Annotated in this window: 5 protein-coding genes; 4 read left to right on the top strand and 1 reads right to left on the bottom strand. The window is 60.3% G+C overall.

Annotated features, from left to right (window positions below; genetic code table 11):
* Nucleotides 1-46 precede the first annotated feature (46 nt).
* Nucleotides 47-3,496, top strand: a complete 3,450-nt coding sequence (locus AOA59_RS00775) for a membrane-targeted effector domain-containing toxin (protein ID WP_099485478.1) — start codon at nucleotides 47-49, stop codon at nucleotides 3,494-3,496.
* 461 nt (nucleotides 3,497-3,957) lie between these two features.
* On the opposite strand, the gene AOA59_RS32360 is transcribed toward AOA59_RS00775, so the two are convergent.
* On the bottom strand, nucleotides 3,958-4,101 hold the full coding sequence (locus AOA59_RS32360) for a hypothetical protein (RefSeq protein ID WP_158235218.1): 144 nt from the start codon (nucleotides 4,099-4,101) through the stop codon (nucleotides 3,958-3,960).
* A gap of 588 nt (nucleotides 4,102-4,689) precedes the next feature.
* Between AOA59_RS32360 and AOA59_RS00765 the strand changes: the two genes are divergently transcribed.
* The 3 genes from AOA59_RS00765 to AOA59_RS00755 form a co-directional block, all read left to right on the top strand.
* Nucleotides 4,690-6,393, top strand: a complete 1,704-nt coding sequence (locus tag AOA59_RS00765) for a ShlB/FhaC/HecB family hemolysin secretion/activation protein (protein ID WP_099485566.1) — start codon at nucleotides 4,690-4,692, stop codon at nucleotides 6,391-6,393.
* A gap of 11 nt (nucleotides 6,394-6,404) precedes the next feature.
* Nucleotides 6,405-6,923 carry a toxin-activating lysine-acyltransferase gene (locus AOA59_RS00760; RefSeq protein ID WP_065930369.1) on the top strand — a complete coding sequence of 173 codons (519 nt, stop codon included), beginning with the start codon at nucleotides 6,405-6,407 and terminating at the stop codon, nucleotides 6,921-6,923.
* 44 nt (nucleotides 6,924-6,967) lie between these two features.
* Nucleotides 6,968-13,765: hemagglutinin repeat-containing protein (locus AOA59_RS00755; protein WP_099485475.1), on the top strand; the 6,798-nt coding region annotated here is incomplete at its 3' end.

Here is a 13,765-nt window from a genome sequence, read left to right as displayed (position 1 = left end):
TTGCACCTTTGGGACCCTCGCCGTTCTTTATCGACGGATGAGTCCCATGAGTACCGCTAACTCCCTGCCCAACGCTGCCGACAAGGCGGCCCTAAAGGCCTTGGCCACTCAAGTGGTGCAGGCATGCCCCAGCCTGCACGACAGCGCCCATGAAACCGCCTGCGGCATTCTGAAAAAGCACGGCGTGACGGACCTGGATCCGGACGATGTTTACTACCATCGATTCAAGTCCGCCCAGAGCAGCACCAAGACCTTCACCGGCTGGGAGCACATTCTGGAAAAACCCTACGAATCGACCACCCTGACACAGTTGGTGATTCGGCGCTTTCGCGCCACCGACGTCGACAATGCCGACTTGCTCGACCTCTATGGAGGCTTTTACACCCAAGGCCCGGTGTATGGCGATTTTAACGAAACCAACGAAGTGCACCTGCATGGCAATGAGGTGCTGAAAGACTTCTGGAACCTGCAATTCGACAGCCTGTATACCCATACACTGGATGATTTCTGGCACACCCATGCCGACGACTTTCGCGTCCTGGCCAAGTGCAACTTCCTCAGCAAGGCCATCCAGGCTCTCGACGTTAAGCAACTGACGGCCGACGACTTCCAGACCTGCATCAGCGCAGTCGCCTCCAATGTAACGTGGCCGATTACCCGCCAGATGCTGCAGACCGAAGAGACGCCCACCCAAGGCCTGCAGGTCTATGCCCTGGACGTGGACGGCCATGTGGCGTTCAACCTGCTGCGCATCGTCGACCCGAAGGGCCGACAGATCCTCTATACCCCCGGTGATACACCGGCGTTCCAAGTACTCGAAACCCCGGCAGACATGCACTGGTGGGTCCTGGGCAAACTGAACAATGAGCAAAGCCGCAGTGCCTTCCTCTGTCACTTCCCGCTGTCTGACCGCCAGGCCATGCAGGACAACCTCACCGACTTGATGAATCGCCTGGTCGGCACCTGGGGCCAGTCCGACCATCATCTGGTCAACCGCAAAAACCAGGCGATCACCGCCGATGCCTTCACCTGGCTGAGGGATCGTACCCGCTGGTCAATGTACGACGAGGCGCAGCAACTGCTGACCACTCAGACGCAGCTGCAAAAGAAACTCTGGATAGGCTACCTGAGTGCCGGTTTGAAAGTGTTCGGCCCAATGGCGGCAATCGGCTGGATGGTGGCATTGCCGGTATTGGGTGCCAGCATTGCGCTCACGGGGCTGAATATCGATCAGGCCGTCAATGGCCGCACTCGCGCAGAGCGCAAGGCTGGCGTGACGGCGGCCGTGCTTAACGGCATCGCCATGCTGTTCAACGTGGTGGCCCTGGCCGGGCCTGGCCCCATCACCGAGGTGGGTGCTGAGGTCGATGCCGCAGAAGCCGCCGAAATGGCCGGGTATAAAGAGACGCTGCAACCTGATCCGATCGATGAGCCGTCCGTGACACCGACGGGCGGAGAAACGCCACCGCCAACTGCCGTGGAACCACCTGCCCCAGAGCCACGAATACCCACAGCCTGGAAACGCCAGCAAGGCTTGGAAGGGGCCATGCCGATGAGTGAAGGAGGACGCTATCGCAATATCTACAGCGTCAAATCCAACCCTTCGACCGTGATCAAATTCAAGGATGCCGTCTATTACGTGCGCTACGAAGCCGACGTCAATGGCGATGGAAGCTGGGCGATCATTGATCCGCAAAACCCTCACGCTTTTTACGGCTCATGCCCCGTACGACTGAACGCCGCAGGTGAGTGGGAACTCGCCCCGCGCCCCTCCGACGCCGTCAGGGGAGGCACCCCTGTCGACACGATCACGGCAAGCGAGGACTCAGCCGTGGCCAAAGAAACCATGCCAACCGCCTATGGATCACCCACCTACAGGCACTCACACTCCAGCCTGAGCACACCCTACGACCTCAACAACCTCAAAAACTACGAGGTTGAGATCGCAATGGGCGGCAGGGATGATCGCTTCAAGCGCATCCCCAAGCCTGACGGCGGCTTTACTGAGTTCTATATGTCAGATTACTCAATCAACCCGGCGCGCACTGGAATACTCACCGCGGCGCGTAACTTTTTTTCCCGGCCTTTTTTCATCCATACCTTGCCTGAACGTCCTGCTCTTCCCACGCTCACGCCAGAAATGTCCTCCGTCGAGCTGATCGAAAAGGTCTTCAAAACCACGTCAGGCCTGGTGGTCGCTGAAAGCCCCGGCCGCGTCGCCAGCTTGTACCTCCTGATCAAGGACATGCCCGCCCTGGCGCGACAAGGGGTCAAGACGCTGTATCTGAACCGGCTGTTCAACGACCTGCATCAACTGGACCTCGATACGTTTGCCAACACCGGGGAGCTGTCCGACAACCTGCAAGTCTATCTGCGTGAGATGGACGGTCAGCTGCCTGTACGCTTCAACACCCAGACGCTGCTCACCGCTGCCAGGGATTACGGGATACGCGTCCAGGCCACTGGCTGCCTGGCCAACTACAAGTCCTTCCCTGTCGTGGTGGATGAGCAAATGGCCAAGAACTTTTTGACCAGCGAAATCATCCGCCTGGACCAACTTAAAAACGGCGTCGGCAAATGGGTGGCGTTGACTGAAGCACAAAATACCAACACATTCCGGGGGGTAGCCGGTATCAGTGAAATAAACGGTGGTATCAGCCTGCGCACCGTTGAGGAACTCAATGCCGCCAGCCCCGCGATCAAAATGCGCCTGGGTCCCAAAGTGGTAAATAACGCCGGGGCTATACCTCCACGGCATCCGAAGCCGGGCGTTCTGGACACGGACTTCGCCCTGCAGGTGCCAGTGACGGAAGTGGCGCTGCCACACCGTTACGCATTCAATGCGCAGGAGATTGAGCGTGTACTCAAAACTCCCGGCGATTATCTTCTGGAGCAAACCCAGTCGGTACTGACACTGATCCACCGCAACCGGCTCAACGCGTTGGTGCGCAGTACCATCCAGAGTACCGCCGACAATGGTTACTTTATTGATGCGACCCAGTTTCCCCGGCTCAAGGGCACCGTCTACGGCTCCTTGACCGAACTGCTCCAGGCCCTGGACAACCAGGGAATGAAGCTCAAGGGGATGCCGTTGATCAAACTGCAGGTTCCGGCGGCGGAGGTGGGCACCAACGCTTTAGCGGCGTCCACCGAACTCTCGGTTTCAGGAACGAGCATGGCTGCAACGGGCAATTCCCAGGCGATGCTGCCGGCGACCAACGCCCCTGAAATCCCGGCAGCGTGGGAAGCCAATGAGATTTTGGAAAGCCAGACCCCTCTCAACAGTCCTGGAAAATATCAAGGCATCTACCGTCTGAAATCCGCCCCCTCAGAGGCGATACTGCACGATGGCAAGCCGTACTACGTGCGCTATGAAACCTATCGCAACGGCACCAGCGGCTGGGCGATCATCAACCCTCACGCGCCCAACGATGCCGCTGACTCAATTGCGGTTCGGCTCAACGCCTATGGGCTGTGGGAAACGTTTTCACGATAGTCATTGACCAGCACCCTGAAACAACAAAGCCCCGGCAATGCCGGGGCTTTGTTTATTTACGATTCCAGGGGCGGGCCAGGAATCATTCCCACTCGAACATAAACCACCATAAAAAGTCTTTACAAATCATATTCTTATTTTAATTTTTCAGCTGATACCACGAGAAATGCCAGTAACGAAAAGCTGTTTTCGCACGCACTGCATGACTCATGTGGTGCGCTCATCGGTCAGGAGCAAAAACTTGCGTTCCATATTTTTCCGTAATTGGAGTTGATTGGTGACCATCTCTACGCCTCCGTCCCATTCAGCCAGGACTTCGGCACCGCATGCGGAGCAGGCCTTAGTCACCTTGGGTGATGATTAAGGCAGATGCAATTTACCAGCATGGCCATACACGGTGCAGCTATACACGCATAGCACAAGCGGATTTGTGCTGGACGACATGGCTGACTTTTCCCGAATTACTGCGCGGCCAGCCGCACGTCCAGCCCCGACTCGTCATTGAGGTCGAGTTTGCGCAATGCTTCAAGCACTGCCTCGGAATGGTCGCGGGCCTGAACACCTTCAAACCGTTTGCCTTCCTGGTACACCTCCCAACGTTTCATCGTATTGCCTCTTCTTTCCTCTTTCAGTTCAAATAGCCCTTGCTGGAGCGCAAGCCTGACGGCATGTAGGAAAACCTCCTGCAACACCGTCGACAGCGGCGTCAGATCTACCGGGGCATTTCACTGGCGAGACCATAAGACCGTGCGCCGCATCAACAGGGCAAATGCCTCGTGCGCTACGAGGCCCCTAAGATCAGCACAACCCCGCTAAGGAGGCGCGAGCATTCTTGGATATGCTCGATCTAGGTATTAAAATCTAGCAAACTATCTGATTCGCTTGCCTCGGCACTCGCAATACGCGTGAAGATCGTCACATTCCTGAGCGTTGTTATCGTCGCCTTGCCCATCACGGAACTTTCGGACTAAGCCTCCATCAGAGCGTATGACTGAATGTAGGAAATTTCATTTTCTGCTCGTCGAAACCCTTACATTTTTCTATTTTCTTCAGTGCCACTGCCGTTCCAGGCCGTGCACTTATTGCGCCTCTGATTCTGATCACAAGGATGTGAAATGCCCGCGGACTCACGCTGCCCACTGCACAAGCCAGGCCCCTCTCGATATGTCGTGGGGCTGGCCCGCTTGTCGTCGATGAATGCAAGACACCTCGCGCTGACGGCGCTGGCAGTGTGGACACTCTTTACGACCGCCACCGCTCAGGCTGCCGGGCCTGAAGAGGAATTACTGCGTCAGCAGGAGCGTGAGCGCGCGCTGCGTGATCAATTGGAATCGCGGCCCGATGTGCGTCTTCAGGCACCTGCGCTCGACGAAGGCGGCTCTCGTCTTCCTGTAAAAGAAGCGCCCTGCTTCGCCATTAAAGACATCCGCCTGATTGGCGACGCATCCGAGAAGTTTCAATGGGCGCTGAAGGCCGCGAACCCCGAGGAAGACCCCGCCGTGGGGCGTTGCCTGGGTGGCGCGGGCATCAACATGACGATGAAGCGCATGCAGAATGCGATCATCCAGGCGGGATTTGTCACCACCCGCGTGCTTGCCGAAGCGCAGGACCTCAACAGCGGGATTCTGGTGCTGACAATCGTGCCGGGGCGCATCCGCGAAATCCGCTTTGCCGAAGGCACCAGCCGTCGCGCCACCCTGTGGAATGCGATGCCTGCCAACCCCGGCGACCTGCTTAACCTGCGCGATATCGAACAGGCGCTGGAAAACTTCAAGCGCGTGCCCACTGCCGACGCCGACATTCAAATCACCCCCACCCTGGCGGCTGATGCCAAGCCCGGCGAAAGCGATGTGGTGATCAAATGGAGCCAGCAGTTTCCGGCCCGCGTGAGCCTGTCCGTCGACAACTCGGGCAGCAAATCCACAGGCAAGTATCAGGGCAATGTGTCGCTGTCGCTGGACAACCTGCTGTCGCTCAACGACTTGTTCTACGCCAGCTTCAACCACGACTTGGGCGGCGGCGAGTCCGGCCGACACGGCTCCAATGGCAATACGCTCCACTACTCGCTGCCGATGGGTTACTGGCAACTGGCGTTCACCACCAGCGAGTATAACTACGAGCAGTCGGTCGCCGGCGCCACCCAGACTTACCAGTATCGAGGCGAAAGCCGTACCAACGATCTGCGCCTGTCTCGCCTGCTTTACCGCGATGCCGTGCGCAAGACCACGGCGTGGGGTGGCCTGTGGACACGGTCTTCTGAAAACTTCATCGACGACACCGAGATCGGCAACCAGGATCGGCGCATGGCGGGCTGGCAGCTCGGCCTGGATCACCGGGAATTTATCGGCACCTCTATTCTGGACCTTGGCGTCGCCTACCGTCGCGGCACCGGCGCACATGACTCGCTGCCGGCCCCCGAAGAAGCCTCTGGTGCCGGCACATCCCGCTCGCAGATCATCACCGCCGACGCCCAGCTGCAAGTGCCATTCGCCCTCAGCGACCAGCGCCTGCGCTATATCGGCAGTTGGCGGTCGCAATGGAACCGCACACCGTTGGTGCCGCAGGACCGCTTCTCGATTGGCGGACGCTACAGCGTGCGCGGGTTTGACGGCGAAAACATTCTTTCTGCCGATCGCGGCTGGACACTGCGCAACGAAGTCGGCCTGGCGCTGGGGCAAACCGGCCAGGAGCTTTACACCGGTGTCGACTACGGCGAAGTCAGCGGTCAGGCCAGTAAGTTCCTGATTGGTAAAAGACTGGCGGGGGCTGTGGTGGGTGTGCGTGGTGGTTACAAGGGCCTGTCTTATGACTGGTCGGTAGGCACGCCGCTCAAGAAGCCCGATGGCTTCAAGACCGCCAACGTGACCAGCGACTTTACCGTCATCTGGTCGTTCTGAGGGGTAATGCCATGCGTTTTGAAACCCTGGACATCACGGCGCCCGGCCTGATCGACGAACCTTGGAACGAGGCGGCGGTGCTGGGCTCGGTCACTTGGTTGTGGATGCACTCCAGCGCTCACCGTGATGCGCCACTGCACAGCTTACCGACACTTCTGCTGCCGGCGCTCAAGCATCGCCAATTCGTGCTGGGCAGCGAGCACGGCAAGCCGGTGTGCTACCTCTCTTGGCTTAACGTCGATGAGGCAGCGGAACAGCGCTATTTGCAGCAATCACCGATGACATTGAGCGACGCGGACTGGAATTGCGGCGAGCGCCTCTGGCTCAACGACTGGGTCGCGCCGTTTGGCCATACAGCCACCTTTACCCGAATCCTCCAGCGCCACCTGTTCGCCAACCGATGCGGTCGCGCGCTGTATCACCGGGGCGACGAGCGAGGCCTGCAAATCAAGACATTCCAGGGCATCGGTGTGATCCCTGAACAGGCCAGAGCCTGGTTTGCAGCTCACCCGGTTGCCACAGCACCGTAACTTCAACTTTTGTATCGCGGGCCGGCTCCGCAAATGGAATTGCTATGAACAAGCACCTGTACCGAATTGTTTTCAACAAGGCACGCGGGCTGTTGATGGTGGTGGCGGAGAACGTCACCAGCCAGGTCAAGGCGCCGGGCACTCGCGTCAGCCTCACCACCGCCTCCGCAGGCTGCACGGCAACGCTCGGGCCGATGCGTTTTGCATTGATGATCGCGCTCGGGCTGGTGTCCTGGAGCGCTGTACCGGCGTGGGCGGCGGGTACGATTGTGGCCGATCCGGCCGCCGCAGCCGGCCAGCGTCCGACGGTGATTCAAAGCGCCAACGGCACGCCGCAGGTGAATATTCAAGCGCCCAGCGCGGCCGGGGTTTCGCGTAACACCTACAATCAGTTCGATGTCGACCCGCGCGGCGTCATCCTCAACAACAGCGGCGCCAACACCCAAACGCAACTGGGTGGCTGGATCGAAGGCAACGCGGCGATGGCCAAAGGCAGCGCGCGGGTCATCCTCAATGAGGTCAACGCCAGCAACCCCAGCCAGTTACGCGGCTATGTCGAAGTCGCCGGGCAACGCGCCCAGGTGGTCATCGCCAACCCGGCCGGCATCACCTGCGACGGTTGCGGCTTCATCAACGCCAACCGTGCGACCCTGAGCACCGGCCAGGTGCAGCTGGAAAACGGCAGCATCAGCGGCTACACCGTGAACGGCGGCACCCTGAACATTCAGGGCAAGGGCCTTGATAGCCGCGACGCCGATTACACCGATCTGATTGCCCGAACCGTGCAGGTCAATGCGGGTATCTGGGCCAATGACCTTAAGGTCACTGCCGGACGCAATCAGGTCAACGCCGACAACACCCAGGCCAAGCCTCAGGCCGGCGCCGACGGCGACAAGGCAGCCGTCGGCATCGACGTGGCGCAACTGGGCGGAATGTACGCCGGGAAGATCGTGCTGGTGGGGACCGAATCGGGTGTCGGCATGCGCAATGCCGGGCAAATTGGCGCCATGGCGGGTGAAGTGGTCGTCAGCGCAGACGGCAAACTGCGCAACATGGGCACAATCAGCAGCGCCACGGCCACGCGTATCACTGCCACAAGTGTTGACAATAGCGGCTCACTTTACGCCAAGGGCGATTTGAACCTCACCAGCTCCGGGGATATCGACAACAGCGGTACCATTGCCAGCCAGAATCAAACAACCCTCAGCGCCAATTCGATTCGTAGCACTCAGGGCTCAAGCCTGGCGGCGGGCGCAGGCGTGGACGGCAAACTGGGCAGCAGCGGCAACCTTGCGGTGCGCGCCACCCACGTCAAAGCGCAGGGTCAAAACCTGGCGGCGGGCGATGTCCGCATCCAGGCCGATGATCTGGACCTCAGCGGCAGCCAGACGCAAGGCCGCAATGTCACCCTGACCGCTAACAACGGCGATAGCAATCTCAGTGGCAGCCGCGTGGATGCCAGCCAGACCCTCGCGGCCAACGCGACAAAAACCCTTCGCACAGACAGCGCCAGCGTCAACGCCGACAACCTGCAACTGAACGCCAGTGATCTGTCCAACGTCGGCGGCGAGCTGGTGCAGACCGGCGTCGCCGACACCTCGATAAACGCCACCGCGACCCTCGACAACCGTAGCGGACGAATTGCCTCAAACGCGACCAATACCCGGATCAGCGCCGGTCGCATCGACAACGGCAGCGGCAGCATCGAACACGCAGGCAAGGGTTCGCTGGGCATTCAGGCCAACCACCTCGGCAGTACCAAAGGCAGCATTGCCAGTAATGGCAACGTGTCGATCAAGGCTGACGACGTGGTGCTGGATGAAGGTCTGGCCCAGGGCCAACAGCTCACGCTTCAGGCCCGCACTCTGTCCAATCAATACGGGCGCATTCTGCAAACGGGGCTGGAGCCTTTACAGATCAATGTCAGCGAGCAATTCAACAATCAGAACGGCCAGGTCAGCAGCCCTGGCGCTGTGGCGATCAACGTCGGCACGCTGAATAATCAGCACGGCAAAGTTGTTGCAACAGACGGCGGCCTGCTGACGGTGACCGCCAGTGATTTGATCGACAACAGCGGCGGAACGCTGGCTGCCAGTGGCGGCGCTGAACTGAGCGGCGCGCGCCTGGAAAATGCTCAGGGCACCCTCAGCGCCGGCAGCACGCTGCAAGCCCGCTTCGGTCAACTGAACAATATCGGCGGCACGCTCGCCTCGACCCAGCGCATGGCGATCATCGCCGGGCAATTCAACAACACCCATGGCGTGCTGGGTTCGGTGCAGTCCGGGCTGTCGGTGAACGTGACCGATGGCGCACTGAACAACGACGCAGGGCGTCTCGAAGCCCAGGGCGACATCGCCGTGGCGGCGAAAGGTGTGAACAACCACAGCGGTGTGATCAGTGGTCTGGCACTGGACCTAAACAGCAACAGCAATCTGTTTGACAACAGCGATGGCACGCTCGACGCACGCGCCACGCTCGACTTGCGCAGCGGCGAATTGCGTAACGCGGCGGGCTTGATTCAGTCTGCAGGCAAACTGTTTATCGACACCGCAAATCAGGCCCTCAATAACCTCGACTCCGGCACCACCAAAGGCATCAGCGGTCAGGATGCCGTGGAAATCCGCAGCGCCAGCGTCAATAACAGCACCGGCTTTTTGAGTACCAAGGGCAATCTGTTGCTCACCGCCAGCGACGTGGTCAACACCAACGGCGGCCAAATCATTGGCGAGAAAACCGTACACGTCGACGGCGCACGCCTGGATAACCGTGGCGGCCAGTTGCAAAGCCTCGGCGACGTCGAGCTGGCACTGAGTCAGGCTCTCATCAATCAGGGTGGGCTGGTCCGCAGTGCAGGCGCGTTGAACCTGAGCACCGATGTGCTCGACAACAGCGCCACCCAGGGCACCAACCTGGGCCTTGAAGGCCGCAGCATGAACCTGGCGGTCAATACCCTCAACAACCAGACCGGTGCCGTGCGCACCGATGAAGGCCTGCTGCTGGGCGTGAGCCAGACGCTGAATAACCAGAGCGGGCTGATCTCTTCGACCGGTGACCTGACCATCCGCGACCGCGACACAGCGCAGCGTCGCCAGTCGGTGAACAACCTCGACGGTACGCTGATTGCCGGCAAGCTGCTGTCGCTCAACGCGGCCTATTACAGCGGCACGGGCCGGGCCCTGAGCTTGGGCGACATCAAGTTCAGGGTGCAGAGCGGCCTTGATCTGAGCGGGCAGATTCAAGCCAACAACGGCGTTGATCTGAACACCGCCGGAGCGCTCAACAACACCGGGCGTTTGCTGGCGGGCAAGTCCCTGCTGGTCAGCGCGCAGACGCTCGACAACAGCGCCAACGCCGAAATCAGCGCGGGTCAGGTTCGTCTGAACGTCGCTGACACCCTGACCAACCGCGGGCTGATCGACGGCCAGCAAGTCCGCGTGCAGGCAGCGACGCTGAATAACCTCGGCACCGCGCGCCTGTATGGCGACCAACTGGCGATAGCCACCTCGACGTTGAACAACCTCGATGAAAATGGCACCGCAGCAACGATAGCAGCCCGTGAATCACTGAATATCGGCACCGCAACCCTGAACAACCGCGAGCAATCGCTGGTCTTCAGTGCTGGCGATCTCGCCATTGGCGGGACCTTGAGCACGCTCGACACCGCCGAGGGTCGCGCCCAATTGCTGACCAATGCCAGCGCGACCCTCGAAGCGCTTGGCGATCTGTCATTGAACGTACAAAGCGTGCGCAACACCAACGAACATTTCAGCACGCGCGATGTTGAGGTCAGTCGAACGCCTGAGCAGGAATTTCAACTCACCGGCTCGACCAACCGCTACCAAGCCAACGAGATCTCCCTGCGCCACGATGAGGTGAATTACCTGGTCACCCCCGAGGGCCAGCGTGACAACTGGAACCGCTACGACTACACCCGCGTCGTCAACGAAACCCAGATCGCCACCTCGGCCCCGGCGCAGATCCTGTCTGGCGGGACAATGCAGATCAGCGCCGGCGACGTGCTCAACGACAAGAGCCGCATCATCGCCGGCGGACTATTGCAGGCAGACGTCACCAGCCTGACCAACACCGAAGTGTCGGGCCAGCGCACCACCGTCGACAGCGGCAGCGTCACCAATTTCTACCGTATCCAGCGCAAGGGCCGCGACCGGCAAGGCGCGAACACCGCAGCCTATACCCCTGCCCCGCTGATTCAGGATATTTCCCTGCAGCCTACCGTCTTCGCGCAGAACACAGCGGTCAGCGGCACGGGCACCCAGATCAGCGCACGCGGGACTCAGGCCGTCGGCCAGCAGATCGCTTCCACCGGTACGGTCAGCGCTCCGGCCGCCCGTACCTTTCAAGTAGCTCCGATCGTTCAGGTTGCAGCGCAGACCACCCAGAACGCACAAGGCGTGGCCGAGCAAATTCGCACCGGGGGGCCGTCCCTGGAATTACCGAATAACAGCCTGTTCACCACCCATCCGCAGACCACCAGCAATTACCTGGTCGAAACAGATCCGCGTTTCGCCAGCTATCGCACCTGGCTGTCTTCGGATTACATGCTGGAGCGCTTGCAAGTCGACCCTGCGCTCACCCAGCAGCGTCTCGGCGATGGCTTCTATGAGCAAAAACTGATTCGCGAACAGGTTGCACAACTCACCGGTCGGCGCTTCCTCGATGGCTATGCCAATGACGAAGCGCAGTACCGGGCGCTGATCGACAATGCCGTCACCCTTGCCAATCAATGGCAACTGGTGCCGGGCATCGAGCTGTCCCCCGAGCAGATGGCGCAACTGACCAGCGATATCGTCTGGCTGGTACAGAAAAAAGTCACCCTCGCCAGCGGCGAAACCCGCAACGTGCTGGTGCCGCAGGTCTACGTGCGCGTGCAGGAAAGCGACCTTAACGGCTCTGGCTCGCTGATTGCCGGGCAACGCCTGAACCTGAACATTGCCGGTGATCTGGTCAACAGCGGCAGCCTGGCCGGGCGCAGCGTGATGGCGATTACCGCGCAGAACATCGAAAACCTCGGCGGCCGCATCCAGGCCGACAAGGTTTCGCTGACAGCACGGGAAAACCTCGACAACCTCGGCGGCCTGATCGGCGCGACAGACAGCCTCGCCATCAACGCCGGGCGAAACGTCAACGTCGTGTCCAGCAGTCGTGACAGCAGCAGTGCCCAAGGCACCCGCACCAACCTGTCACGGGTGGCCGGGCTGTTCGTCAGCGGCGCTGGCGGCACCCTCGACGTCAGCGCAGGCAAGGACCTCAACCTGACCGGCGCCCAAGTGGTCAACGCCGGCACAGGTGGTAGCACATCGCTCAAGGCAGGCAACACCATCAACCTGGCGACGGTCGGCGAGGCCCATCAGCAATCGGTGAGCTGGAACAGCAGCAACTGGCGCAAGGACGCAAGCCAGACAGAAGTCGGCTCAACCGTTCAGGGCCAGGGCGATGTTCGCCTGAGCGCCGGGCAGGACCTCAATGCCCGAGGCGCGAGCGTCACCAGTCAGCAAGGTGCAATCATCGCCAACGCCGGGCGCGACGTTAACCTGACGGCTGCGCAAAACAACCAATTCGCTGATGAAGCACACAAGTTCAAAGGCAGCAACGGCTTGTTCTCAAGCAAGACCACCACCACACGCGACACCGTCAACCAAACCCAGGCGCAAGGCTCAACACTCAGTGGCGAACAGACCTACGTTCAGGCTGGCCGCGACATCAACGTGAACGGCAGCAACGTGGTGTCCACCACCCAGACCATTCTGGCGGCAGACAACAACATCAACATCGAAGCGGCGACCGAGAGCAACAGCGAACGTCACGACAAGTCGGTGAAGACAAGCGGCCTGTTCAGCGGCGGCGGTATCGCGGTCACCCTGGGCACACAGCAGCAGAGCGTCAAAGACCTCACCCTCCGTCAGACGGCGGCGGCCAGTACCGTGGGCTCGACCAGTGGCAATGTGCTGATCGATGCGGGTAAAGGCTATCGCCAAGTGGGCAGCCACGTCTCTGCGCCCGAGGGTAACGTCGACATCACCGGGCAGACCGTCGACATCGTCGAGGCACGCAACACCAGCAAGCGCGAACGTGAAACCCTGTTCAAACAGACCGGGTTCACGCTGACGGTGACTAACCCTGTCATAAGTGCAATCCAGACCACCCAGCAGATGAAGCAGGCATCGGAGAAAACCGATGACGGGCGCATGAAGGCGCTGGCAGCGGCCACGGTCCTGCTGGCCGGTAACAACGCCGCTACGGCGGTGGCAATGGACCCTGGCGCGGCAGGTGGTATCAACATCAGCCTGTCGCTGGGCACCAAGAAGAACGAAAGCAAAACCACCCAGACCAGCGACAGCGCCGCCGGTTCGACCATCACCGCCGGTCAAGATGTGCGCCTGCGCGCGACCGGCGCAGGTGCAGACAGCAACATCACGGTCCAAGGCAGCCAGATCAAGGCCGGGCGTGACGCCAGCCTGATGGCCGACGGCGACATCAACCTGCTCGCCGCCAACAACACCAGCCAGCAAAACACCGACAGCAAGGGCAGCAGCGCCAGCATCGGTATCGGCCTTTCGCTGGGCGGTAGCAGAAACGGCTTTACCCTGGACCTGGGTGCCACCGGAAACCGGGGCCAGGCCGACGGCGACGAGCTGACCCATACCAATACCAAAGTGGAGGCTGGCAACCAGTTGCTGCTGTCATCCGGCGGCGACACGCAGCTTAAGGGGGCGGTGGCCAGTGGCAAAAAAGTCATCGCCGACGTCGGCGGCGATCTTAATATCGAAAGCCTGCAAGACACCAACACGTACAAAGTCGATGAAAAGAGCCTCGGCATCGGC

The sequence above is a fragment of the Pseudomonas sp. 2822-15 genome (assembly GCF_002742515.1).
Lineage (GTDB): Bacteria > Pseudomonadota > Gammaproteobacteria > Pseudomonadales > Pseudomonadaceae > Aquipseudomonas > Aquipseudomonas salomonii.
This window is presented reverse-complemented; position numbering and strand designations above follow the sequence as displayed.